The sequence below is a fragment of the Acidovorax sp. 93 genome (assembly GCF_003633835.1).
Taxonomy (GTDB): domain Bacteria; phylum Pseudomonadota; class Gammaproteobacteria; order Burkholderiales; family Burkholderiaceae_C; genus Acidovorax; species Acidovorax facilis.
The window spans coordinates 4,975,022-4,999,525 of record NZ_RBIT01000001.1; the positions used below are offsets into that span (position 1 = coordinate 4,975,022).

24 protein-coding genes are annotated in these 24,504 nt (G+C 66.1%); 9 read left to right on the forward strand and 15 right to left on the reverse strand.

Annotation, left to right across the window (positions count from 1 at the left end; translation table 11 throughout):
• Positions 1-285: 285 nt before the first annotated feature.
• From C8C93_RS22770 to C8C93_RS22785, 4 genes are all read left to right on the forward strand, one after another.
• Entirely contained in the window at positions 286-774 is a 489-nt protein-coding gene (locus C8C93_RS22770) for a YiaA/YiaB family inner membrane protein (RefSeq protein WP_121508388.1), read from the forward strand.
• 120 nt (positions 775-894) lie between these two features.
• A complete protein-coding gene (locus C8C93_RS22775; RefSeq protein WP_121508389.1) occupies positions 895-1,377 on the forward strand; it encodes a hypothetical protein in 483 nt (160 codons plus the stop codon).
• A 71-nt stretch (positions 1,378-1,448) separates the two neighbouring features.
• Positions 1,449-2,243, forward strand: coding sequence for a DUF2145 domain-containing protein (locus tag C8C93_RS22780; protein ID WP_121508942.1), 795 nt, complete (start codon positions 1,449-1,451; stop codon positions 2,241-2,243).
• Between the two features lie 77 nt (positions 2,244-2,320).
• Complete coding sequence (locus C8C93_RS22785; protein ID WP_121508390.1) at positions 2,321-3,373, forward strand: zinc ribbon domain-containing protein; 1,053 nt, start codon at positions 2,321-2,323, stop codon at positions 3,371-3,373.
• A 163-nt stretch (positions 3,374-3,536) separates the two neighbouring features.
• Here C8C93_RS22785 and C8C93_RS22790 read toward each other — a convergent pair whose 3' ends face one another.
• From C8C93_RS22790 to tgt, 5 genes are all read right to left on the reverse strand, one after another.
• Positions 3,537-4,934 (reverse strand): GGDEF domain-containing protein, encoded by a 1,398-nt coding sequence (locus tag C8C93_RS22790; protein WP_121508391.1) that lies wholly within the window; start codon positions 4,932-4,934, stop codon positions 3,537-3,539.
• Positions 4,935-5,069: 135 nt separating this feature from the next.
• Positions 5,070-5,639 (reverse strand): LuxR C-terminal-related transcriptional regulator, encoded by a 570-nt coding sequence (locus C8C93_RS22795; RefSeq protein WP_055392918.1) that lies wholly within the window; start codon positions 5,637-5,639, stop codon positions 5,070-5,072.
• A 54-nt stretch (positions 5,640-5,693) separates the two neighbouring features.
• Positions 5,694-6,830, reverse strand: a complete 1,137-nt coding sequence (locus C8C93_RS22800; RefSeq protein ID WP_233559543.1) for a diguanylate cyclase — start codon at positions 6,828-6,830, stop codon at positions 5,694-5,696.
• Between the two features lie 111 nt (positions 6,831-6,941).
• Positions 6,942-7,418, reverse strand: a complete 477-nt coding sequence (locus tag C8C93_RS22805; RefSeq protein WP_228899054.1) for a hypothetical protein — start codon at positions 7,416-7,418, stop codon at positions 6,942-6,944.
• A gap of 109 nt (positions 7,419-7,527) precedes the next feature.
• Entirely contained in the window at positions 7,528-8,700 is a 1,173-nt protein-coding gene (gene tgt, locus C8C93_RS22810) for a tRNA guanosine(34) transglycosylase Tgt (RefSeq protein WP_121508943.1), read from the reverse strand.
• Between the two features lie 109 nt (positions 8,701-8,809).
• Between tgt and C8C93_RS22815 the strand changes: the two genes are divergently transcribed.
• Positions 8,810-9,289 (forward strand): universal stress protein, encoded by a 480-nt coding sequence (locus tag C8C93_RS22815; protein ID WP_121508393.1) that lies wholly within the window; start codon positions 8,810-8,812, stop codon positions 9,287-9,289.
• 70 nt (positions 9,290-9,359) lie between these two features.
• Here C8C93_RS22815 and C8C93_RS22820 read toward each other — a convergent pair whose 3' ends face one another.
• The 4 genes from C8C93_RS22820 to C8C93_RS22835 form a co-directional block, all read right to left on the reverse strand.
• A complete protein-coding gene (locus C8C93_RS22820; protein WP_055392926.1) occupies positions 9,360-9,746 on the reverse strand; it encodes a hypothetical protein in 387 nt (128 codons plus the stop codon).
• Between the two features lie 368 nt (positions 9,747-10,114).
• On the reverse strand, positions 10,115-11,314 hold the full coding sequence (locus C8C93_RS22825; protein ID WP_121421353.1) for a phospholipase A: 1,200 nt from the start codon (positions 11,312-11,314) through the stop codon (positions 10,115-10,117).
• Positions 11,311-11,664: a hypothetical protein gene (locus C8C93_RS22830; protein WP_228899049.1), complete on the reverse strand. Its 354-nt coding sequence runs from the start codon at positions 11,662-11,664 to the stop codon at positions 11,311-11,313. The genes C8C93_RS22825 and C8C93_RS22830 overlap by 4 nt, the downstream gene beginning before the upstream one ends.
• A gap of 179 nt (positions 11,665-11,843) precedes the next feature.
• Entirely contained in the window at positions 11,844-13,934 is a 2,091-nt protein-coding gene (locus tag C8C93_RS22835; protein ID WP_121508396.1) for an ATP-dependent helicase, read from the reverse strand.
• A 333-nt stretch (positions 13,935-14,267) separates the two neighbouring features.
• Here C8C93_RS22835 and C8C93_RS22840 point away from each other — a divergent pair, with 333 nt between their 5' ends.
• The gene (locus C8C93_RS22840) at positions 14,268-15,548 is read left to right on the forward strand and encodes an ABC transporter substrate-binding protein (protein ID WP_121508397.1); all 1,281 of its coding nucleotides are present in this window, start codon (positions 14,268-14,270) and stop codon (positions 15,546-15,548) included.
• Between the two features lie 141 nt (positions 15,549-15,689).
• A complete protein-coding gene (locus tag C8C93_RS22845) occupies positions 15,690-16,643 on the forward strand; it encodes an AEC family transporter (RefSeq protein ID WP_121508398.1) in 954 nt (317 codons plus the stop codon).
• Between the two features lie 80 nt (positions 16,644-16,723).
• Here C8C93_RS22845 and C8C93_RS22850 read toward each other — a convergent pair whose 3' ends face one another.
• From C8C93_RS22850 to C8C93_RS22865, 4 genes are all read right to left on the reverse strand, one after another.
• A complete protein-coding gene (locus C8C93_RS22850) occupies positions 16,724-17,452 on the reverse strand; it encodes a hypothetical protein (RefSeq protein ID WP_121508399.1) in 729 nt (242 codons plus the stop codon).
• A gap of 316 nt (positions 17,453-17,768) precedes the next feature.
• Positions 17,769-18,575: a hypothetical protein gene (locus C8C93_RS22855; protein WP_121508400.1), complete on the reverse strand. Its 807-nt coding sequence runs from the start codon at positions 18,573-18,575 to the stop codon at positions 17,769-17,771.
• Complete coding sequence (locus C8C93_RS22860; RefSeq protein WP_121508401.1) at positions 18,576-18,956, reverse strand: hypothetical protein; 381 nt, start codon at positions 18,954-18,956, stop codon at positions 18,576-18,578.
• A gap of 184 nt (positions 18,957-19,140) precedes the next feature.
• The gene (locus C8C93_RS22865) at positions 19,141-19,416 is read right to left on the reverse strand and encodes a cupin domain-containing protein (protein ID WP_121508402.1); all 276 of its coding nucleotides are present in this window, start codon (positions 19,414-19,416) and stop codon (positions 19,141-19,143) included.
• Between the two features lie 123 nt (positions 19,417-19,539).
• Here C8C93_RS22865 and C8C93_RS22870 point away from each other — a divergent pair, with 123 nt between their 5' ends.
• Positions 19,540-20,103 carry a midcut-by-XrtH protein gene (locus C8C93_RS22870; protein WP_121508403.1) on the forward strand — a complete coding sequence of 188 codons (564 nt, stop codon included), beginning with the start codon at positions 19,540-19,542 and terminating at the stop codon, positions 20,101-20,103.
• 6 nt (positions 20,104-20,109) lie between these two features.
• On the opposite strand, the gene priA is transcribed toward C8C93_RS22870, so the two are convergent.
• Positions 20,110-22,248 (reverse strand): primosomal protein N', encoded by a 2,139-nt coding sequence (gene priA, locus C8C93_RS22875; RefSeq protein ID WP_121508404.1) that lies wholly within the window; start codon positions 22,246-22,248, stop codon positions 20,110-20,112.
• A gap of 846 nt (positions 22,249-23,094) precedes the next feature.
• Here priA and C8C93_RS22880 point away from each other — a divergent pair.
• The gene (locus C8C93_RS22880; protein ID WP_370110892.1) at positions 23,095-23,556 is read left to right on the forward strand and encodes an NADH-quinone oxidoreductase subunit B family protein; all 462 of its coding nucleotides are present in this window, start codon (positions 23,095-23,097) and stop codon (positions 23,554-23,556) included.
• A gap of 26 nt (positions 23,557-23,582) precedes the next feature.
• Here the strand turns inward: C8C93_RS22880 and C8C93_RS22885 are convergent, their stop codons facing one another.
• Entirely contained in the window at positions 23,583-24,461 is an 879-nt protein-coding gene (locus C8C93_RS22885) for a helix-turn-helix transcriptional regulator (RefSeq protein ID WP_233559544.1), read from the reverse strand.
• Positions 24,462-24,504 lie beyond the last annotated feature (43 nt).

Here is a 24,504-nt window from a genome sequence, read left to right on the forward strand (position 1 = left end):
CCGTCCATCAAAAAAGCAAGCACGCGCAGCGATCAAGGGCTTCCACGCCGGGGGTGTCTGCCATTGTCTTTGGCGGGGCCTGCAGGCTCTGTCGCGCAGGTGCGTTGCAGGGGCTGCGTAGGGCCAGAACAACGGATTTCGGCTAGCTATTCGAGAAAAAGTACCGCCAAACGATACCGGATAGCCTGCGGGTAGCCACTGTTACGGTTCAATGCAGACACGCAAGTTACGTCTGGGCACCATTCGCTCCGTGTTCAACCAACGCCCCCCCGGGGCACCACTGCAATGTCTTCTTCTCCCATCGTTGTTCAGCGTGACACCAAGGCCTGGCAGTTGCAGGTGTGGGTCTCGTTCGGCATCGCGGTTTTTCTGTGTGCCGTGGGCCTGGCATGGCTGCCTGGCGAGCAACTGGAGCAGGCCTTCATGGTGATGGGCTACGTGTTCTGCCTCTCGGCCGCGTTTGTGTTGGCCAAGTTTGTGCGGGACAACGAAAGCGCTTCGCGCCGTGGCGGTGGCGACACCCCCCTGTGGAAGCTGGTGGTGTGGGGCGGCTTTGCGGTAGCCATGGGCCTCACGGGTTGGGGCCTGATGAGCATGGACATCAATGTCACCTACAAGGCCTTCCTGGGCGTGAGTTGGCTGTACCTGATCACCACCGCCTTCACGCTGGCCAAGATGCTGCGCGATCGCCACGAGGCTGATCTGATGGACGCCCGCCTGCAAGGCCGCCGCGAAGCTGCCCAGGCGGCCGCCCAGAACCACAGCGCGAACTGATCGCATCGAATGTGCGCAGGCGGTAATCCGCCGCCTGTTCGGGTGATTTTTCTTTCTGGTCTTTCGACCCGGTTTCTCCGGCACCCCGGGTGCGCGGTGGGGCCGCATATTGAGGAGTGAATGATGATGAATGCTGTGTTTTCTTCGTGGGGCTCTGCCCGCCTGTCTCGCGCTCTGCTCGCGGCCGGTGTGGTGTGTGCCGTGATGGCCACAACCCCCGCACGCGCCCAGAGCGAGGCCTCTGCCGCGCTGTCGCTGTTGCCGGTGGCCTCGGTGGTAGGCACGGCGTCTGTGGCTTCCGCTGCTGCGGGCGCAGTGGTGGCAGTGCCCGCAGCGTTGTCGGTGGGCGGCGCGGTGCTGTCCGTGAAGGCGGTGGAGGCCTCGGCCGTGGGCACGGTGTACCTGCTGGAGCGTGCCTCGGACGGCGCCCAAGTGAGTGTGGAGGTGGTCGGCCGTGGCGTTGCGGGCTCAGCCTACGCAGTGGGCACGGTGGTGACCTGCAGCGTGATCGGCACGGGCGTGATCCTGTCGGCAGCGGGCGAGGCGATTGCCTTTGTGCCCAACGCCATCGGTCGTGCCTTGCTGCACAACGAGCGCCTGTAAGGAGCGGCACGATGGTGAAAGCCCTGAACCTTGGTCGCGGTCCTGCGCAGCGCATCCCTGCTGTGGTGGGCATGGTGTTTCTCGCCGGAGCCGCGCTCCTGGCCGCCACCCCGGCTCAGGCGGGCCGCTCCTGCGAATCCCGCAAGCCCGTGCCGCCGCAGGTGATCGAGCGCGGCATGAAGCTGGCCGAGCAGACCTCGGCCGCGCTCGATGCCGAGCACGCCAAGTCGGGCGCACAGGTGGTGGCGCTGGCCCGTGCGGGGCAGGACCTGAGCAAATACGGCCTGCGCTACTCGCACATGGGCTGGGCCTACAAGACGGCCGAAGGCCCCTGGCGCGTGGCGCACAAGCTCAACGAATGTGGCACGGCCGTGGGGCACCTGTACCGCCAGGGCCTGGGGGAATTCTTCCTGGACGACCTGTGGCGCTACGAAGCCGTCTACGCTGTGCCCACGCCCGAGGTGCAGCAGCGCCTGCTGGCCGTGCTGCAGGACAAAGCCCGCACCAAGACGCTGCAGCACCCACCCTACAGCATGGTCAGCTACGCGTGGGGCCGCAAATACCAGCAGTCCAACCAGTGGGCGCTGGAGACCCTGGCGATGGCCATGGAGCCCGCCACCGTGCGCTCGCGCGACCAGGCGCAGGCCTGGCTGCAGTTCAAGGGCTACGAGCCCACCGCGCTCAAGCTCGGGCCGCTCACGCGCATGGGCGGGCGGGTCGGCTCGGCCAATATCGCGTTTGACGACCACCCTAACGAAAAGCGGTTCTCGGACCGCATCGAGACCGTCACCGTCGATTCGGTGCTGGCCTGGCTGCAGCGCGCGCAACTGGCGGCACCGCCGGTGGTGTTGGCGGCAAAAAATTAAATAAAAATAGCCTCTGGCGCTTGATGGATAAGCGCTAACAGCTATCAAATGCATAGTATTTCCAGAGGGGAACGATCATGAGCAAATCACTGCGGCTGTCCGAAAAGTGGTTCCGCCGGGGCCTGTGGTTGGTGGCGCTGGTGTTTGCCAGCTTCCTCATCGGCTTGGGCGGCACCATCGTGGGCGATCTGCCCAAGGTCGAGACCCCGCTGCGGGTGGACGACTTTCTGGACAAAGCCGCAGCCGACAAGCTGCGCGCCGAAGTCAAAACGGCGCGCCAGGCCGAGCAAGATGCGCAGACCGCGCTGGAGCAGGCCCAGCTGCAGCGCAGCAAGGTGCGCAGCGAGGTGCAGGCCGAGAGGGACAGCTTCAACAACTGGCTGTCCACCCGCAGCGCCACCCAGCGCGCCGACCAGGACCCCGAGGTGCTGGCGCGCACCCAGGCGCTCGATGTGCTCAAGCTCGCTGAACGCAAGACCCAGCAGGCGGTCGAGGCGCAGCAGCAGGCTGCGCTCGATGCCCGCCAGACCGCAGCCGCCCGGCAGGAGCAGTTGAACCGCATGGAGTCCGACGGCTACGTGAAGCTCAATGCCGAGCGCCGCAAGGTCGAGCTGCGGGTGTTCCTCTATCGCCTGGCCCTCACGCTGCCGCTGCTGGCGGTTGCGGGCTGGCTGTTCGTCAAGAAGCGTAAAAGCACCTACTGGCCGTTTGTGTGGGGCTTCATCTTCTTTGCGCTGTTTGCCTTCTTTGTGGAGTTGGTGCCTTACCTGCCCAGCTACGGCGGTTATGTGCGCTACGTGGTGGGCATTGCCTTGACGGCCGTGGTGGGGCGCTACGCCATCCTGGCGCTCAACCGCTACCTGGAGCGCCAGAAGCTGGCCGAGACTTTGCCCGACCAGGAGCGCCGCAAGGTGCTGAGCTACGACGTCGCCCTGGCCCGCCTGGCCAAAAGCGTGTGCCCTGGCTGCGAGCGGCCGGTGGATCTGAAAAACGAGAAGATCGACTTTTGCCCGCATTGCGGCATTGGGCTGTTCGACCATTGCGGCCACTGCAGCACCCGCAAGAGCGCTTTTGCACGCTTTTGCCATGCCTGCGGCACGGGGGCGGGGGTGAAGTTGGCGCAGGAGTGACGGTCTGCCTGCGCGTTGATGGGGCCGTGTGCCCATTGGTTGGGCTCGGCGGATGAAATCGGCGCATGGAAAGCCCGAGCTTTCATGGAGCCAGCCCCTGTCGTACCACCGGCGCCCTTCCCGCAGGGGGGCGCTTTGCGGAGGCGCGGGGGAGCGCTTGGACCTACCCTGTCATCACCCGGTTGCGCCCCTCCGCCTTGGCCCGGTAGAGCGCTGCATCGGCGGCGAGCAGCAGCGTGTCCAGGTCGGCGTCGCCGCCCAGCGAGGCGCTGTGCACCAGGCCGATGCTGACCGTGGCGTGCTGCTCGGGTGCTTGCGCAGTACCAAAGGGCCGCTGTTCCACCACCGTGCGCAGCCGTTCTGCGATCGCGTGGGCCTCGGCGGGCGAGGCATCGGGCAGCACCACCGCAAACTCCTCGCCACCCAGGCGGCCCAGAACATCCTGGGGGCGCAGCGCACTGGTCATGGCCTGGGCGATGCCAATCAGAAGCTGGTCGCCCGCATCGTGTCCCAGCTGGTCGTTGACCTGCTTGAAGTGGTCCACGTCCACCATCAACACGGCCAACCCGGCAGATTCGCGCTGGTATCGCGCTAGCAAGCGCTCACCTTGCTGCAGGAACGCGCGCCGCGCAAGCACACCGGTCAGGTCGTCGTGGCGCACGGCGTGGTCCAGGCGGCGCAGGGCTTCGGCGCGCGCCGCGCTGGCGCATGCCACGGCGAGCGGCCCCAGTGCCAGCAGCGTGACGCCCACACGCAGCGAGAACACGTCGCTGGCATGGGCTGGCGTGAAGTTGAGCACGCCGGTGGCCACGCCGGCCATGGTCCACAGGCACACCACCAGCGACAGCAGGCTGGAGACAAACGGGCTGTAGCTGAGCGCGCACCACAGCAGCCCTGGCACCACAAAGGCCAGCATGCCGGGCCCCCCGATCACGGTGCGCACGCCTTCGGCCAGCAGCAGCGAGCTGACGGGTGCCACACGCCAGATCAGGGGCACCTCCTGCGTTGCGGGCGGCGGGTCGTCGGCGCGCGGCGCGGCCAGCACCACCGGCACGATGAGCATGTAGTTCATGAGTTCGGTGCTGAACCACAGGGACAGCAGGTCGGTCCACGGGCTGTTGAAGTAGACCGGCGCGGCGCCGCAGCCTGCCAGTGCCCCCACGGCACTGGCGGTCAGCGCAGCCAGCAGCAGGTAGAGGGCAGAGATGGTGCGCTGCAGGCGCCGGATGCGTTCGTCCAGCCGACGCAGCACCAGCCAGCCCGCCGTGGCGCCCAGCAGGTTGGCGCCGTTGAGCCACAGGGCCATGGACCAGGAGCTGCCCGTCACCAGGTCTGCCGCCACATAGCCCACGGCCGCAGCTACCCAGGCTGGCGGGCGCGCCAGCCTGGGATAACGCACCAGCAGCCCCAGCAGCAGCGCATTGGCGGGCCAGAAGACCGACAGAAAACCGATGGGCCGCGCAAAGATGCCCACCAGGCAGGCGGCGAAGATCAGCACGGACAAACCCAGCCAGGCCAGGGGCGGCGAAAGCGGGCGGTGGAGCAAAAAAGGGCGGTACATGGGGGCAGCAGTTGATGGGCGGGGAGCGGCGCGCGCGTCAGTGCCGATTGTCCCCGGGCCGGGTGCGCGGGAGACTCCGCAGCGTTGGCTGGGGAAACAATTGTTGATGATTGCCTGTGAGATCGTTGCCAGCTCTCAGGTGTTGCCCAGCAGCAGCGCCACCAGCTCCCCCGTGCTGCTGGCCCCCAGCTTGCGCATGAGCCGCGCGCGGTGGGCGTCCACCGTGCGGTGGCTGATGTCCAGGTAGCGCCCGATCTGCTTGCTGGTGGCGCCGGTGACGATGTGCTGGGCGATTTCGCGCTCGCGCAGGGTCAGCGGCGTGCTCACGGGGCGGCGGTGCGAGATGTCCTCGAACATCCACACCGCCCGTGCAAACGGGTCCGACCGGTCCAGTGCCCGGCCCACCACGTGGCACCAGAACAGCGAACCATCGCGCCGTCGCATGATGCGCTCATCCGCATAACTTCCCGACGCCTTCATCGCCTGCAGGCCCAGGTGGCCCGTGTGGGTGAACTCTTCGAACGAGGGGTACAGCGGCGCCAGCGGCTGGCCCAGCAGCTCGGCCTGCTCGTGGCCGAACATGTGGGCAAAGGCGTCGTTGCAGATCTCGATGCTGCGCTCGCGCGTTACGCACATGCCCACCGGGGCCAGGTTAAAGGCCAGCTCCAGCGCTTCGTTCAGGGCGGCATAGGGCGGTGCGGGCATGGGGTGGGATTCTGCCGCAGGTCGGCGGCGCGGCTCGGGTGAGAAGGACCGGTTTCAGGCAGTGCGCTCGTGCGTTGTCACCGCGCGGTTGCGGCCCGCGCGCTTGGCGTCGTAGAGCGCCCGGTCGGCCGCAGCCAGCCAGTCGGCCCAGGTTCCGCCGGCGGAGGTCACGCACGCCAGTCCAATGCTCACGGTGATGGGGATGTCCTCGCCCAGCTCGGACAGCCGGATCTGCTGCACGGCCCCGCACAGGCGCTGGGCGATGGCGCTTGCAGCACTGGCGCTGGCGTCCGGCAGGTAGACCAGGAACTCTTCACCGCCCATGCGGGCCAGCAGGTCCGAATCGCGCAGCTGGTGGCGAAGTGCGTCGGCCGTGGCGACCAGCACGCGGTCGCCCGCCGCATGGCCGAAGCGGTCATTGATGTGCTTGAAGTGATCCAGGTCGAGCTGCGCGATGGCGCTGCCCACGGGCAGCCGCGCGGGCAGCATGGACATGGCCCAGCGGCGGTTGCCCACGCCCGTGAGCGTGTCGGTCTGCGCCACTTTTTCCAGGCGCACTTCGGCGCGCTCGTTGGAGAGGGACGAGACCATGAGTGCAACGCCAAAGTGGCAGAACATCTGCACGGAGAATGCCAGCGCAAAACCCTGTGGGCTGGCGGTGTGCGTGGCGATGTACAACAGCTGCAGGGCAAAGGTGCCCGCGCTGGCCAGGAGCAGCCCGGCCAGCAGGGGGCGCGATGGCAGGGGTTCGGTGCGGCGGTCGCGCCACACCTCCCAGGCTGCCGCGGTCAGTGACACTGCGGCGGTCAGGTGGAAGGCGCCTGCGCGCAGCAGGTTGTCCAGCGGAAACTGCGTGACCAGGCCCAGCACCAGCCAGCCTCCGGGAACCAGTATCAGCACCGCAGGCAGGACGCGCCTGCGGCCGCTCAGTGCCCGTGCACCTGCCCAGAAGAGGGTGTACCCCAGTGCCCCGAGCAGCAGGCTGGTGTGGGTCCAGAACCAGAGCGGCAGCATGGAATATTCACCCTGGCCTGCCAGTTCGGCACCCACGGCCAGCAGCAGGTAGGCGGCTGCCAGGGGCTTGAGCCCTTGCGGGCGGCACGAATGGCGGCTGACATGAAAGATGCTCAGCGCCCCCGCCACCAGCGCGGTCTTGTAGAGCAGGAGGATGGTCGGGAGGTCAAGCTGCATACCCATGTCGCAATGCGGTGGCGGTGGGGGATGACGTTGGGGAGGGCTTTGGCGGGAGCGCATATCTTGGCAGCAAAACAGCGGCGGGCGCTACCCTGGCGCTACCCAACATTACCTGGCGCGAAGCCTGTGCCAGCGCAGCCGCCATTGCCGCCGCACTACCCGCGCCACGCGCCAGGCCCAAGAGGCGCGGGCGCGCTCCAGCACCGCGTGCTTGAGGCGCATCCAGTGGGCATAGGTCCAGGCAAACCAGTGCAGCTGCATCAGGGCGGGCTGGGTCAGGCTGAACAGCCGCGCCACCACGGCGGTGCCCACCACCTTGGCCAGCACGATCACCAGCATGCCCAGCACCACATGCCCCCGGCCCACCGCCCACAGGGCCAGCAGCTTGACGGGCAGCAGCAGTGCCGTGGGCAGCAGAAACACCGCTACCGCCGCCCAGGGGGGCAGGGCGCGCACGCAGCCTTCAATCCAGCGCAGGCCGGGCCAGCGGCCGATGCGCGCCAGCAGGCGCTGCAGCGGCTCCCAACCCCATTCCTCGAACAGGATCAGCAGCGCCAGCAGCCCGCTGCCCAGGCCGGTCAGCATGCGGGCGGGCCAGCGCAGCAGGTGGTGCAGGAGTTTTTGGATGATTTTGGCCTCTGGCGCTTATCTATCAAGCGCTAATAGCTATTATTTTTATAGCTATTGGCTGTGCTTATACGCCCCGTGCGCGCTCGGTCTTGAAGCGTGCACGGAATTCGGCGAACGTGCCCGCGTCCAGCGACTCGCGCACCTCGCGCATCAGGTTCAGGTAGTAGTGCAGGTTGTGCACGGTGGTCAGCATGGGGCCCAGCATCTCGCCGCAGCGGTCCAGGTGGTGCAGGTAGGCGCGGCTGAAGCCCTCGCGCCCGCCATCGTCCCACGACACGCCCGAACTGCCCGCGCAAGCGTAGCAGGTGCAGCTGGTGTCCATCGGCCGGTGGTCGGCCTTGTGGCGCGCGTTGCGGATCTTCAGGTCGCCAAAGCGCGTGAACATCGTGCCGTTGCGCGCGTTGCGCGTGGGCATCACGCAGTCGAACATGTCCACGCCGTCGGCCACGCCCTGCACCAGGTCCTCGGGCGTGCCCACGCCCATCAGGTAGCGCGGCTTGTGCGCAGGCAGGCGGTGGGGCGTGTGGGCCATGATGTCCAGCATCTCGTCCTTGGGCTCGCCCACGCTCACGCCGCCCACGGCGTAGCCGGGGAAGTCCATCTCGACCAGGTGCTCCAGCGATTCCTGGCGCAGGTTCTTGAACATGCCGCCCTGCACGATGCCAAAGAGGGCGTTGGGGTTCTCCAGCCGCTGGAACTCATCGCGCGAGCGCTTGGCCCAGCGTAGGCTCATTTCCATGCTCTTGCGCGCCTCAGCCTCGGTGGTCTTGTGGCCCTTGGTCTCGTACGGCGTGCACTCGTCGAGTTGCATGACGATGTCGGAGTTGAGCGTGGTCTGGATCTGCATGCTCACCTCGGGCGACATGAAGAGCTTGTCGCCGTTCACGGGGCTGGCAAAGGTCACGCCTTCTTCGGTGATCTTGCGCATGGCCCCCAGGCTCCAGACCTGGAAGCCGCCCGAGTCGGTGAGGATGGGCTTGTCCCACTTTTCAAAGCCGTGCAGGCCGCCAAAGCTCTGCATCACATCCAGGCCCGGGCGCATCCACAGGTGGAAGGTGTTGCCCAGGATGATCTGCGCGCCCATGTCGTGCAGGCTGCGGGGCATCACGCCCTTGACGGTGCCATAGGTGCCCACGGGCATGAAGATGGGGGTTTGCACCACGCCATGGTTGAGCGTGAGCGTGCCACGGCGTGCGTGGCTGGTGGGGTCGGTTTTGAGGAGGTCGAACTGCAGCATGATGGGCGGCATTGTCCCAGACAGGCTACCCTGACCTCGCTCAAGGTTATGGACGGGTTTTCGACGAGGCCGTGGCTACACTGGACCAAGGTACTACAAGGAGAACACCATGCTCAAAATCCTCATCGCCGTGGACGGCTCCGAACTCTCCCTGGATGGCGTGCACCACGCACTGGCGCTGGTGGGCCAGGGGCTCCAGGCCACCATGGTGCTGGCCAACGTGCAGGAGCCCGCCACGCTGTACGAACTGGTGACCACGCGCGACCCCGACCTGATCGCCGCCGCCAGCCTGGAGGCGGGTGACCATCTCATGGCGCCGGCGCGCGCGCTGCTCGACGCGGCCGGGGTGGCTTATGAAACCGATGTGGGTGTGGGCGATGTGGCGCACACGCTGGTGGACATGATCGAGCGCTCGGGCTGCGACATGGTCATCATCGGCGCCAAGGGCCAGGGCGCCATCACCAGTGCGCTGCTGGGTTCGGTGTCGCAGGAGGTGGCGCATGCCAGCCCGGTGCCGGTGACCATCGTCAAACACGCCGAGGTGCTGGAGAACACAGACAGCGAAATGGCCGAGGACTCGGAGGCCTGAGCGCTCCCAGAAAAGAAAAGGGCCGCTGTGTGCGGCCTTGATCGGGATCTTTGAGGAAGCTCGCCTGGTTTCAGGCTGCCTTGCGAAACGGCTCCGCAGGTCGCTGCAGCTTGCCGTGGGGCAAGGTGGCCAGGCGCGAGAACATGCGGCGCACATAGCCGCGCACCCACAGGCATTTGTTGAGTTCGTCCACCGGCAGTGGGCCGGACACCACCACAATGTCGTTGGCCATGTCCTGCGCCCCGGCGGCGCGCAGGCGGCGGCGCGTGTTGTTGGCCCAGGACTGGATGCGCGTGGGGCTGCCATGCTGGTGCACTTCGCCCGTGTGCGCATCGAACGCAATGGCCACCGTGTCGGTCTTGAGCTTGAACCTGCGCTCACCCGTGACGGCACTGGGCGCCTCGCGCATGTCGTAGAGGTAGTAGCTGCCTGCCTTGAGCTGGTATTGCATGTCCATGGGTGTGTTCCTCTTTGTCGGCATTGTCGAGGGCGCACGGTGCGGGCAATGGCAGGTAAAACGGTGGGAAAGGGGCTCTTTTTGAACGCCTCTCACAGATGGCCACGCCGGTTTCTGTGCGCGTGCCATTGTGGCGGCCTGTCGGCGCCGTCACACAAAACTTGAGGACGATGTCGTAACGAGTTGTGAACAATCCAGCGCGGAGTTCGCTGCGCTTTGCCTTGTGCGCAGCCTGTGAGACTGGCGCAGCCCCAGGCGCGGGCAGCCGAGCCAGGGCCGCCCTGCAGCGAGGGCTGCGTCCCCCTTCCCGAATGGCGCAGCCATTCGAGAGAAGGGGGAAGGTGCGCAGCGCCTCAGGGGGATGGACTCTAGAAGTCCACCAGACTCAACCCCACGCTGAATACGGTCCGCTTGCGGTTGTAGTCGATCATGCTGTCGCCGTAGCCGCTGAACAGCTGCGTGTGCAGGCGCAGGTTGCTCTTGTTGCCAAACAGGCCCGTGCCCACGGTCTGCAGCCATTCCAGGCGGACCGAGCCCCGGTCGCTGCTCGACAACGAGTGGCGCAGCGTGGCGCCCACCGTATTCTCCTTGTTGACGTTCCAGAATGCCGACAGCTCACCCCGCCCGATGTAGTCACTGATGCCGGGGTTGTCGTCGCTGCCCGAGCTTTCGGGGATGCGCTTCCAGATGCGCGCGTTCACGCTGACGCTGTTGCCCAGCTCCATGCCCGTCATCAGGTAGGCGCGGTTCCAACTGCGCGACAGGGGCTTGCTCTGGCCGTTGGACTGGTGCACCAGTCCGATGCCGCTGTAGCGCCACTTCCAGCCAAACGGCAGTTGTGCCGTGGTGGGGTAGACATACATGACCTCGGGCTCGTGGTCGGTGGCGCGGAAGGGGCGCGAGATCTCGGGGGTGAACAGCTGCCAGTACGACTGCTGGGAGTAGCCGAACCACACCGAGTCCTTGAGCGTGGGATGTCCCTGGGTCAGCAGCCCTTGCGCAACCTTGGTACGCACCGACAGCTGGATGCGGTTCTCGGTGCGGCGGTAGGGCGTGGACTCGGTGGCCGAATGGTCGGCTGCATCCGACGTGGGCTGGCGGTTCACATTGCTTGACGCCACCACCGACACGGTGATGGGCCGGTAGCCCCGGAAGCTGAAGGTACCGCAGTCGCTGCCCGACTCCAGTTCCCAGAAGCGCGAGAGGTCGCTGTACTGCGGATCGCGGCAGCCCTCGGTGCGGGCCACGTCAATCACACGGGTGGCGGGTAGCGTGGTGTCCACCGGGGGCGGCACGTCTGTCGAGGCCGACGCCGTGGCGCCAGGCGCGTTCCAGCCTTGCTGGTCGGTGGCCCACTGGTCAAAGCAGGCCAGGCGCGCCTGATTGTCACTGGACAGGGCGGCGCAGCGGCGCCAGGCAGCGTCGCCGCTCGGGGTGGCCGAGCCGCCAGCAGGCGGGGTCTGCGCCAGCGCGGCGCCGGCAGGCGCCAGCGCAGCGGCCACCAGCAGGGCCAGCGTGCCACGCCGGTGGCCGCCGCTGCGGCGGGGTGAGGCTGGCGCGGCCGTCATTGCCAGCCCACCTGCTTGCGCAGCACAAAAGGAGCCGAGGGGGCCGAAGGGGTGGGGTTGGCGTTGTTCCATGTTCCGCGTATTTCCTTGCCGCAACTTCCATCGACCACCTGGCCTGTCCAGGTGGCGCTGATGTTCGTGCCATTGATCGATTCTTCCAGCGTCAGGTCGCCGCCATCGACGTCTCCGCTGACCTGCGCCGTGGCGCCATTTCTTTGCACGGTGCCACGCACGCTCTGTGCCAGCTCGGGATGCGGGCCCAGTTGCAGTGTGGCGGTGGCGCCAGGTGCATCCGGGGCTGCGCCCTGCAGTTGGGCCAGCCAGCGCCCTTGCAGGTGCTGGTGGTCCATGTCTGCCGCCGACGGGCATGCTGCCGTGGATTTTGGGTCATTCTGGCTACTGGCGCTTGTAGGATAAGCGCTGATAGCTATCAAAACAAAAGCAACTGCCAACAGCGGCGTGTGTCGGTGGGTGTCGGGCGCCATGGGTGGAGTGCGTTGTGGTGGGTGCCGTGGCTGCGGTGGGGCGCTCATTCCGGGGTGGCGGCTGCGGCTGCAGTGGCTGCGGTGGTGGCCTGGGCCTTGGCCGCAAATTCGGCGCGCAATGCCTTGAGCTTCTCGCGCGGGTCTTCGCGGGCGGTGGTCTTGTCCAGGCCCATTTCGGCGATGAAGCGGCTGGGCTGCGCGGCCACCATCTCGCGGCCCTTCTTGCGCCGCTTGGTCCAGCTCACGGCCAGGGTGCGCTGGGCGCGGGTGATGCCCACGTACATCAGGCGGCGCTCTTCCTGCAGGCGCTGCAGCGTGTCGTCGCTCACCTTCTGCTGTCGGCCTTCGTCGTCGTCGAGCTTGAAGGGCAGCATGCCCTCGGTCACGCCCACCAGCACCACATGCGGCCACTCCAGCCCCTTGCTGGCGTGCAGGGTCGAGAGCGTGACCATGTCCTGCTCCTGCTCGCGCTCGCTGATGGTGGACAGCAGCGCAATGGTCTGCGACACCTCCAGCAGGCTCTTGGTCTCCTTGGCCACCACGGCACCGGCCGTATCGTCGATCTGCCCGCCCGCGCGCTGGGCCATCCAGTCGCAGAACTCCATCACGTTGCTCCAGCGGGCGGCCGCCACTTTTTCGCTGTCTTCGTTGTCGTACAGGTGCTGCTCGTAGCCAATTTCCTTGAGCCATTCGTTCAGAAAGGCGCGGGCCTCTTCGGCGCCATGGGTGCGGCGGGCGCTGTACTCCAGGTAATTGATGTAGCGGCCAAATTCGTGCAGGCCGTCCATGGCGCGCTTGGGCACCGCCGCAGGCAGCATGCCGTTGAACAGCGCGCCGAACATGCTCTGCTTGTGCTGCGTGGCAAACGCGCCCAGAGCCGCCAGCGTGGTGTGGCCGATGCCGCGCTTGGGCGTGGTGATGGCGCGCAGAAACGCCGGGTCGTCGTCGTTGTTGATCCAGAGGCGAAACCAGGCGCACAGGTCCTTGATTTCGGCGCGGTCGAAAAAGCTGGTGCCGCCCGACACCTTGTACGGAATATTGGCCTTGCGCAGCGCCTTCTCGAACGGCTTGGCCTGGTGATTGGCGCGGTACAGGATGGCAAAACTCTTCCAGTCCGGCGGCGGGTTGCTGGCCGCACGCAGGCTCTGGATGCGGGCCACGGCGCGCTCGGCTTCGTGTTCTTCGCTGTCGGCGTCCACCACTCGCACGGGCTCGCCTTCGCCCAGTTCGCTGAACAGGGTTTTGGGGAACAGCTTCGGGTTGGGCCCGATCACGTTGTTGGCCGCACGCAGGATGGCGCTGGTGGAGCGGTAGTTCTGCTCCAGCTTGATGACCTTGAGGTGGGGGTAGTCCACCGGCAACTTCTTGAGGTTGTCCAGCGTCGCGCCGCGCCAGCCGTAGATGGACTGGTCGTCGTCGCCCACGGCGGTGAAGTGCCCCTTTTCGCCCACCAGCAGCTTGAGCAGCTCGTACTGCGTGGCGTTGGTGTCCTGGTACTCGTCCACCAGCACATGGCCCAGGGCCGCCTGCCACTTGGCACGCACCTCCGGGAAGTCGCGCAGCAGCCGCAGCGGCATGCCGATCAGGTCGTCAAAGTCCACGCTCTGGTAGGCCGCCAGGCGCTCTTCGTAGCGGGCCATCAGCGTGGCGATGATGCGTTCGTTGTCGTCCGCCGCCTGGGCCAGCGCCTGCTCGGAGGTCAGGCCCATGTTCTTCCACTTGCTGATGACCCACTGCCACTGGCGCGCCGTGGCCATGTCGGTGGTGCCACCCGAGGCTTCTTTCAGAATGCCCGTCACGTCATCGGCGTCGAGGATGCTGAACTGGGGTTTGAGGCCCAGCACATGGCCATCCTCGCGCACCATGCGCACGCCCAGGGCGTGGAAGGTGCACACCAGCACATCCTTGGCGCGTCGGCCGATCAGGCCCTTGGCGCGCTCGCGCATTTCGGCGGCAGCCTTGTTCGTGAAGGTGATGGCCGCAATGCGCTTGGGGTCCATGCCCTTTTCGATCATGTGGGCGATCTTCATGGTGATCACCCGCGTCTTGCCCGAGCCCGCCCCGGCCAGCACGAGGCAAGCCCCGTCGGTGTAGTGAACAGCCTGGAGCTGGGCGAGATTGAGACCGGCAGACATGGGAGGGAGGGCAGCAGAGCAGCGGGGAGCGGGACAGGGAGGGCGGGTGTGGGCGGCGCATGCCCAGGGGCGGGTGGTGGCGCGGCCGGGTCAGGCCGCGCAAGGGCGCAATGATACCGGCGCGGTCCGGCAGCCTGTCTAGCCCGTGCCCAGTCGGGGTGGACCGCGTGTGCCGGGCGGGCGGCTGACAGGCCCCTGACGGGTGGGCGCCACCGGCACCTGGCGGGCCGGACGCTCCGGGAAACCCCGCTAGGGGCTTTGTTTTCACAATTTGATACTCGCAGGCCAGTGCATCTCTTGCCGGGATGCTGGTGTAGAGAACCGAGCCCCGCCATGAACCCCACTGACCAGCCCTCCACCGCTCAGACCGCCGCATCGGGCATCCCGGACGCACGCCGCCGCTGTGTGCACCTTCGCGCATGGAGCGCTGTGGTGGCATCCGGTGTACTGGCCTGCACGGCCCTGCTGCCGGCACAGGCCCAGATCGGCAGCACCGTGCCTGTGCGCGTGGGGGTCGTGGGGCCGTTCACCGGGCCATCGGCCGATTTTGGCGTGCCCATGCTCAACGGCATCAAGCTGGCGGTGGACGAAATCAATGCCGTGGGCGGCTATCTGGGCCGCCCGCTGGAACTGGTCATCAAGGACGACACGGCCGACCCCGACCAGGGGCGTAAGGTGTCGCAAGAGCTTCTCAATGAAAAAGTGGTCGCCACCATCGGCTTTTGCAACACCGGCGTGGCGCTCAAGGCCATCGACCTGTTCCAGGACGCCAAAAGCCCGCTCATCGTGCCTTGCTCCACCGGCACGGCCGTGACGGCCAAATACCCCGCGCCCGACAGCTACATCTTCCGCGTGCAGGCGCGCGACGCGATCCAGGCGCCCTTCCTGGTGGACGACATCGTCAAGCGCGGCTGGGACAAGGTCGCCATCTTTGCCGACAAGACCGGCTATGGCGAAGGCGGCTACAACGACGTGGTGGCCGCGCTGGCGGCCAAGAACCTCAAGCCCGTGCATGTGGCGCGTTTTGACCTGGGGGTGAAGGACCTCACGGCCGAGCTGACCGCCGCGCGCAACGCGGGCGCCAACGTGGTCTACAGCTACACCGTGGGTCCGGAAAACGCCACCATCGCCAACGGCAAGAAGGCCCTGGGCTGGAAGGTGCCGCAGGTGGGGCCGTGGCCACTGTCCTTCCCCTTCTTCCTCGAAGGCGCCAAGGACGCGGCCGAGGGCGCGCTCATGGTGCAGACCTTCATCGCCGAGCCCAGCAACGAGCGCCGTGCATCGTTCCTGTCGAGCTACACCCGCAAGTACCATGGCAAGGTGGCCGTGCCCATGGCAGCGGCCAACGCCTACGACGCCACTTACCTGCTGATGTATTCCTTCCTCGGCATCCGCGACGGCAACCTCACCGGCAAAGCCATCAAGGAGTCGCTGGAGGGCAAGATGAAGACCTACTACGGCGTGGTCACCACCTACGACAAGCCCTTCAGCGTGCAGGACAAGGACGCGATCACGCGCAACATGCTGGTCATGGGCATGGTCAAGAACGGCGCCATCACCTTCGCCTACCCCGAAGACGCCAAGCGCAACCTGATCATCCAGCGCAAGCAGTGAAGTGGATGCGCCTTCAACCGCAACGCTGGCTGGAGATCCTTGCCGTGCATTCGCCATGGGTGATGGCCCCCACCTGACTTTGCGCTGACCACACCGGGCGCCGCAGACCCTGGCCGCTGGCGCAGCAAGGACAATGGGACCGTGCTCTCCGTCCTTCTCATCACCTTCCCCTTCTTTGCGCTGGTGCTCTGCGGCTATCTCGCCGCCCGGCGCGGAGTGCTTCCCCAGCCGGCCATCCCGGGGCTCAACGCCTTCGTGCTGTACTTTGCACTGCCCTGCATGCTGTACCGCTTTGGCGCGAGCACACCCATCGCCCAGCTGCTGGACCCGGCCGTGGCGGGCGTGTATGTGCTCTGTGCGCTGGTGATGGTGGGCGCCACGGTGGCGCTCACGCGCAAGGCGCACATCGGCTGGAACGACGCAGCCTTTGGCGCGCTGGTGGCCGCTTTTCCCAACACCGGCTTCATGGGCGTGCCGCTGCTGGTCGCCCTGCTGGGGGCGCAAAGCGCGGGCCCTGCCATCGTCACCATCGTGGTGGACATGGTCATCACCAGCTCGCTGTGTATTGCGCTCTCGCGCCTGGATGGTGCGGGCACCCACGGCGTGGGGGTGGCGCTGAAGAACGCCTTCAAGGGCATGGCGACCAATCCCATGCCCTGGTCGATTGCCCTGGGGGCGCTGGCCTCGGCCCTGCAGTTCAAGCTGCCTGGCCCGGTGGACAAGACCATCGCCATGCTGGCCGACGCGGCCTCGCCCGTGGCGCTGTTCACCATCGGTGCCGTGCTGGCGCGTTCGCAGATGAACCAGCACGAGCAGGTGCCCGCGCGCGACTATGTGCCGGTGGCGCTGGCCAAGCTCCTGGTGCACCCGCTTCTGGTGTGGGGCGTGGGCACGGCGGGCATGGCGATGGGGGTGCCGCTCACGCCCTTTGCGCTGACGGTGCTGGTGCTGCTGGCCGCGCTGCCCAGCGCCAGCAACGTCTCGCTGCTGGCCGAAAAGTTCGGCGCCAACAATGGGCGTGTGGCGCGGATCATTCTGGTGTCCACGGCGCTGGCGTTTCTGAGCTTTTCAGCAGCGGTGGCGCTGCTGACCTGATTGCTATATTTATGATAGCTATTGGCGCTTTTCCATAAAGCGCTGGCGGCCCAAAATGCTTGAATTTTTGGCGCTGCCTTCTACCCGCGTCGCATTCCCGGGCCGCGCCGCATCCAGGCGCCGGTCGCCAGCAGCCCCAGGCAAAGCACCACCAGCGCCCAGGGCGAGTTGACGGGGATGTTGCTGGAGGCCACTTCTTCGAGCACCAGGTCGTCGTGGTAGCCCGCCGCGTCGAAGGTGAAGAAGCTGCCGGTTTTGAGTGCGATGGTCACCTGGCTGGAGGTCGCCGTAAAGGTCCCGTCAAAGGGTTCCCACTGGAACTGGAAGACGCCGTTGAGCGCGAGGTTCGACACGTCGCGCCGGGCAATCAGCGTATCCAGCGGGCCGGGCGCCGCGTCGATGGTGGCTGCGCCCACGGCGCCGTCGTAGGCCACCACTTCCCACCAGGTGGCGTTGCCGCCGGCATTGCCCGTGACGCCCCCCGACCATGCGCCGCGCAGCCGGTACACCCGCCCGGGCGTGACCGCCACGGTCTGGAACAGGCCCCCGTGTGCATTGCCCGCGCCACTGCCTTTTTTCTGCGCGTGGGACGTTCCGGCGCCTCCGAACGGGCACTGGGTGGGCACCCAGATATCGCAGTCGTTGCTGTGTATCCAGGTGCCGTCCCAGAAGCCCGGCGGCGCCGTCCAGGTACTCCAGCCAGCCAGGCCGGCCTCGAAGTTGCCGTTGGTGAGCAGGTTCTGGGCACGCACGGCGGTTCCCCCCGCCAGGAGGAGCAGCAAGATCAGGGCACGAACAATGGCTGTCATTGGAAGGGCTTTCTGACTATGGAGGGACAAAGCGGGAGCACGGGGCATCGGGCACGCACTGACCCCAGGGCTATCGAGCCCGTGCAGCACAGTTGGCCCGAGGTGACGCCGTGCGATGCCGCAGTATCTGGGGTCAGTCCGCGGCATGCAAGTTTTATCAGGCACCGGGGCGCCGCGCGCTGGAGAGATGATGCAGGGCGGTGGAACGCTCCATGGTGTGGGGCGGCGCATGGATGCGTGTGCATTGGTCCGCACCGTCCACCATGGCACGTGTCAGCCCTGGGACCCGATCAGTCAAAAAAGCGCTGAAGGCGGACTAGCAAGCCCGCTGCACCGATTCAATCAGAGCCTGCCGGGCGTGGTGAAGCCCATACATGGCGCCCACCCAGATCAGCCCTTCGAAACAGAGTCGAAAGAAAAAATTTGGCCTGTGAACGCGCGTGACCATGGTGTGCAGCGCCTTGAGTGCTATCAGCAGGGGTGCCGATAACGAAACGGCATAGGCCACGGCCTTCCAGCCTTGCAGATAGGTCCCGATGGAGGTCTTCGGATGGCACACGAGGATGGCACCGTGCCGTTGCCATTCGCCGTACGCCTCGACCAGCATCATGACGTTCAGAAAGCTGAATACTGCCATCGACACCAGGCAGAGCAAAACCAGGTTGACGTCGGTAGGGTTCCAGCTGGCTTCGTCTGCCCGCTCCGCTTTCTGCTGCGGGCTTTCATCGCGGCGCATGCCTTCGGTGGTGATCACCTCCTCGGCCGCGTCCACGGCCAGGTCCAGCCAGTGGGTCCAGGTGCGCACGCGGGGTTGCTGGCCCAGTGCTGCAGCGTAAACGCACGTGTCGTCCACGCACACCTGCTGCTCGGGCGTGATGCGGTGGCCTGGCAGGTACCAGTCCTGGGACTTGTGCGGTAGCCACACGACAAAGACAGTGGTGGTGGCACGCGTTTGCTGGAAGCCCGTACCGCCGTGATCGAGCTCGATGGCCATCCAGTCATAGCCCCGGTGCTGGCTCTTGACGATCCACACGGGCCGAGGGGCTGTCAGGCCTAGCCGCACCCACAGCGGTGCCGAAAAACTGTCGAGCAGCCCGCTGGGCGGCTTCTCTTTGACGGCCATTTACAGCTTCTCCAGGTCGGCATCGTCCTGTGCCGTGCGCCAGGCCTGAAACGCAACGGGGATGGCGACGGCGGCGCAGAGAAGCAGGTTCCACGGCCCCGGCACCCCATATACAGCGAAGCCCAACCCGACCACGCCCAGCACGATGGCCATGCGCAGCAAGGTCAGGCCGCCGCAGAACTTGAGGGCATAACCCAGGATGAGGTAAGTGACAGCCAACATCAGCGGCCACCCGAAGATGCTGTAGATCATCAGTGCGGCGAGGCCCGTGCCCTTGGTTTTGATGAACCACGAACCCCAGATCCAGTTGGTCGCGAGGGTGGCCACGGTGACAGCAATGGTCTGCCACAGCGGGGGCAGCAGGTTGTAGTAGGAACGCATCGGGGTTGGGATGGCGAGTGTGTGGAGTATGAACCGTGGCCGTGCCATGGAATGTGTCCAGCAGTGCCGTCGATGGCGCGGGATTTCAGCGCTCGGCCCGCGTGCGGCTACCCGCAGTAGCGCAGTGCGATACCGCAGTGCGCACCGGACGGTGTGCTGCACTCCATTGGCGCACCCGCAGCACTCAGGGCGCCGGCTTGCGCCCCACCAGGTAGCTCACACCCATCGGCCCATAAAACTCCGAATGCGGCTCGTTCGCCTGCAGGTGAAACACCTCACCACGCCGATACACCCGCTCAGAGGTTGCGGTGACGATGCGGATATCGCCCGCCAGCACCAGTGCCTTGGCTTCGAACGGGTGGGTATGGTTGTCCCAAAGGCCATGAGGTTCACGCTCAACGCGTACTGGCTCGGCAAAGCCTTCCTGGGCAAGAACGTGGGTGAAGTGGTCGGGGGTCATGATCGTTTCCAGAAGCCGAAAGTATTGCGCAAGCGCTGATGGTCTGCGCATGGCAATAACTTGCTTGCCGATTCAGTAATCCCTTGTAACACTTTCTGTTTTACGCAAAAAAGGGATTCCAGAATGAAGCAAGTGATGTTGGGTGCGCGGGCTAGTGTCGTTGCGGTGGTGGGATTGCTCGTGGCCCAGGGCGCCGCCGCGCAATCCATGGGTAGCGTGTCCTACGCGCCCCTGGCGGCCTCGAACGTGCCCACGATGTCTGAATGGGGGCTGATCGGAATGGCGGTTTTGTTGGCCCTGGCGGCCTATCACGCGATGCGTGCCCAGGGCAGCCGTGCGCTGAAGGCCTGGACAACGGGTCTGCTGGTTTGCGGAGTGCTCTCAGCGAGCCTCTGGAATCACCCCGCCATCGCAACCCCCCCACCGGTCGAGATCGCCCTGGACCAGACCACGGGCGGTGTGGCCAGCATTCCCCACAGCACCCAACTCTTCTTCGGGGATTTCTTTCATATCTATACCGCCCAGAACCTGACGGACCGCGCGCAGCGGGTGACCGGCGTCAGCGTCATATCCGGACTGGTTGTGCTTCCTCCCACGGGCTTCACGCCGGAATGCACCGTGGGCTTGGTGCTGCAGCCCAACGAAGTCTGTTACATCAAGGTCTACAACGACAATCTGCCCGGTTGACCGGCGTCATATCGCGAGCGGGTCCACATCCACCAGCCACCGTATCAGCCCCTTGTGCTCGGGCTGACTGCGGGTGGTTTGCAGCACTGGCTGCCACGCGGCCAGAAAGCGCTGCAGGGTGGCGCGGCTGCTGCTTTCCATGAGCATCTGGGCGCGTTCCACATTGGCCACACGCTGGATGGTCAGCGGCACGGGCGGGAACAGGATGACCGTGCCATCGGGCAGCCCTGGCAGCTGCGCGGCGTGGGCGGCGGCGGTGGCTGCTGACAGAAAACCCTGCGCCACCTCCTGCGTGCGGGCATCGGCCCGCACCAGCGCCTGGTACGAGAACGGCGGCATGGCGGCCTCCTCGCGCTCCTTGAGCTGCTGGGCGGCAAAAGCCTCGTAGTCGTGCGTGCGCAGCGCTTCGAACACGGCATGTTTGGGGTGAAAACTCTGCACCCACATCTCGGGCTGCGTGCCATGCACCGCTTGCGCGGCCATGTAGGCCGCATCGCGCCCAGCCCGGCCTGCGGCCTGCATGAGCAGCGCAAACAGCCGCTCGGCCGCGCGGAAGTCGCTGCTGAACAGCGCGCCATCGGGCTGCACCGCGGCCACCAGCGTGATGCGCCGAAAGTCGTGCCCCTTGGCGATCATCTGCGTGCCCACCAGCACATCCACCTCGCCCGAGTGCACCTGCGCCAGTTGCGCCTCCAGCGCACCCTTGGCCTTGGTGGTGTCGGCGTCGATGCGGGCAATGCGCGCAGGTGTGCGGTCGGGCCGCAGCACTTCGGACAGCAGGGCGCCCAGTTGTTCTTCGAGCTGCTCGGTGCCCCGGCCCATGGGGTGGATGTCGGGGCTGCCACAGGTGGGGCAGTGGTAGGGCACGCGCACGGTGTAGCCGCAGTGGTGGCAGCGCAGGGTGCGGTCGGTCTTGTGGAAGACCTGGTGCGCGCTGCAGTGCGGGCAGTCACTTTTCCAGCCGCAGTCTACGCAGTGCAGCACGGGGGCGTAGCCCCGGCGGTTCAGCAGCACCATGCTTTGTTCGCCGCGCGCCACGCGTTCGGTGATGGCCTGCAGCAGCGGCGCGCTGAACACCGTGCGCCGAGGCTGCTGGTTCATGTCCACCCGGCGCACACGCGCCAGGGCGCCGGCACCAATGCGGCTGGGCATGTGCAGCCGCACATAGCGGCCGCCTTCGGGGTCGTCGGCCGTGGGGGGGCGGCTGGCGTACCAGCTCTCCAGCGACGGTGTGGCCGAGCCCAGAATGACCTTGGCGCCCTGCTCGCGTCCACGCCAGATGGCCAGATCACGGGCCGAGTAGCGCGCGCCCTCTTGTTGCTTGTAGCTGGGGTCGTGCTCTTCATCGACCACGATGAGTTTCAGTCCCGGCAGGCTGGCAAACACCGCCATGCGCGTGCCCAGCACGATGCGTGCGCTGCCGCTATGGGCGGCCAGCCAGCTCTTGAGGCGCTGTGGGTTCGTCATACCGCTGTGCAGCGACACCACGGCACCGGGGCCGAAGCGCGGGGCAAAGCGGCCCACAAAGCGCTCTTCGAGCTGGGGGGTCAGGTTGATCTCGGGCACCATCACCAGGGCTTGCGCGGTGGGGTCGGCCTCCAGCATCTCCTGCACACAGCGCAAATACACCTCGGTCTTGCCGCTGCCCGTGCTGCCAAACATCAGGAAAGGGCCTTTTTCAGCAGAAATTCGGGCCTTAGCGCTTTCCTGTTCTGGGGTAAGTGCTATGTTTTCAATAGCATTTGAAGTGTCGCCCCCTGCCTTGGCCGGGCGGCGCAGGCGGCGGGCGAGTTGTTCGGGGCGCAGGTCGCGCAGTTGGGGGGGCAAGGCGCCCGTAGCGACTTCGCCCAGGGCGCGCTGGTAGTAGCGCGCGGCGAATGCCACCAGGCGGCGCCAAGGCAGGTCCAGCGGCGCCACACCGTCGAGCACACCGGCAATCGGCCGCAGCGTGGCGCCGTCAGGCAACTCGCCGGTGGCCTCGTCGGTATCCCACACCACGCCCAGCACCTCGCGGGTGCCCAGCGGCACGCGCACCAGCGTGCCGGGCGCGAGCGGGTGCTCACTGGCGTAGCTCAGCAGATCGCCCACGCCGCTGTGCGACGGGGTGTGCAGGGCAACCTGGACGATGGTGGAGGGGGTAGGCACGGCAGAGGGCGGGTTACAGAGGCTTGTGGAGGTCGCGTGGAGGTTTGGGTGCTAAGTGCTTGATTTGATGAGGGGACCCAAGTAATCCCGACTTTCTGTGGATAACTTTGTTGACATCCTGTCCGGACACCCTGCCAGCCCGCATGAATGCTGGCTGCGAACAGATTGCCCGGAAATGCGGCACACCAAAAAAATCGTTATGAATCAAGCATCTGAAGAAATTTCCCACGAATTTTTGTGCTAAGCCGTTGTGACGGACGTATGTTGCGCCGCATCACGGTTGGTGTGCATAAGTCGGACACGAGGGCTTCGTCAAGAGGACAGATGGCCCCCTTTTTGTGCTAGCGGTGGGGTGTCATGTTCACGCATTTATTCGATATGGCCTGCAAGTGCTTGATTTCACAGGGTATTTGTAAGAAATCCAAAATTTCTGTGGATAACTTTGTTGATATCCCTTGGGTTTGCCTCGCAAGCCCTTGAAAATCCGTGCTTTGGCTGGATTGCCTGTCAAAAAAGCAGGGGATTTAAATTCATATAAATCAATGACTTAGCGGTTGCGCAAAGTTTTTTTACAAGTTGCCACCTCTGGTGGGGCGGGGCCGCTGGATGCTCCAATTTTGTGCATAAGTGCGCCTTGGAAGCGGGCTCGCCGGCACCTGAAGATCTTGAACAGGTTCTAAGGATTGTCGCAGGGCCTGCCGGGGCGCTGTGCGGTGGGGCTGGTGTCGTCACAGGTACCCGGTGATGGCGGCCGATGTCGCTTTGCTTCAAGACGACGTTGGCCCGCGTGGCGACGATGCGGCCATGGCTAACAACTCTTCTCCTTCCCTTGCAGTAGCTCCCTCCATGGAGCGCGATGGTTTTGTGCTGGCCCGGTTGGACGATGTGGTGCAGGCCGCACGCGCCGACAGCCTGTGGTTCATGACCTTTGGCTTGGCCTGCTGTGCCGTCGAGATGATGCACGCCGCCATGGCGCGCTACGACCTGGACCAGTTCGGCATCATTCCGCGCTCCAGCCCACGCCATAGCGACCTGATGATCGTGGCCGGCACGCTGACGAACAAGATGGCGCCCGCCATCCGCAAGGTCTATGACCAGATGCCCGAGCCGCGCTATGTGATCTCGATGGGCTCGTGCGCCAACGGCGGCGGGTACTACCACTACAGCTATTCGGTGGTGCGCGGCTGCGACCGCATCGTGCCGGTGGATGTCTATGTGCCCGGTTGCCCGCCCACGGCCGAGGCGCTGCTCTACGGCATCCTGCAGTTGCAGGCCAAGATCAAGCGCCCCCGTGTGATCCAGCGGTAAAGCGGTCGCAAAGCGCGGCGGCCCCTTCAACTGCGCCGCAGCAGCCAGTCGGCATCGTCACCCGGCTGCTGGGTGTGGGCCTTGAGTGCAGCAGGAGGGCGTTCGAAAAGGCTGCGTGCCTCGCGGCTGAAGTGTGCCTGGTCGGCGTAGCCATGGCGCAGCGCTGCATCCAGCGCACCCGCATCGCCGTCGCGCATGGTCAGCAGGGCGTGTTCGGCCCGCAGCATGCGCTCGATCTCGCCAGGCCGCAGGCCTACCAGTTGCCGTGTGCGGCGCTGCAGGTGCCGGGGCGTCCAGCCGAGCGTGGTGGCCAGGGCCTGGCGTGCGCCGCGCTGCCAGTCTTGTTGCAACACCTGCAGCCAGGCGGCGTGCCGGTCTGCCACGGCGCCCCAGCGCGGGGTGAGGAAGGCCACACACAGCGCCTTGCGCGCACCATGGTCGGGCGCCGCGTGGACGGCTGCCAGGAATGGGTGCCACTCCTCGGGCAACCAGGTCACCGCGTCCGTGATGCGGTCGGTCAGCGGCGCCAGGTCCTGCCCGGTCAGCAGCCCCAGCGCGCCGGGCTGGAACGCCAGGCAGAACGAATCGCCATCGCGGGAAGAGACCGAGTGGTAAGGATGGCGGTGGGCGCCCGACAGCGTGATGGCCGGCATGGCCGCTGCCGTGGCCGTACCCGTACATTCCACGAGCTGGGCCGTGCCCCGCGTGAGCCAGATGATGCCCGGGTAGGGGCTGGGCGGCACGCGCGTGTCCGCCAGGGTGTGGGGCGGCTGGCGGCCCAGGTCGCGCCAGAAAAAGGCGCGCACGCAGTCCGCGAGCGCGCCGGGTGGGGCTTGCAGGGCCGAGGCGGGCAGCGCCTGCGGGCCGGTGGGTGGCTCCGCTGGCGGCGGTACGGGCTGTTCCATTGCCATCACCTGGTCCCTGCCGGGTGCGCCGCGCGGTCTGGAG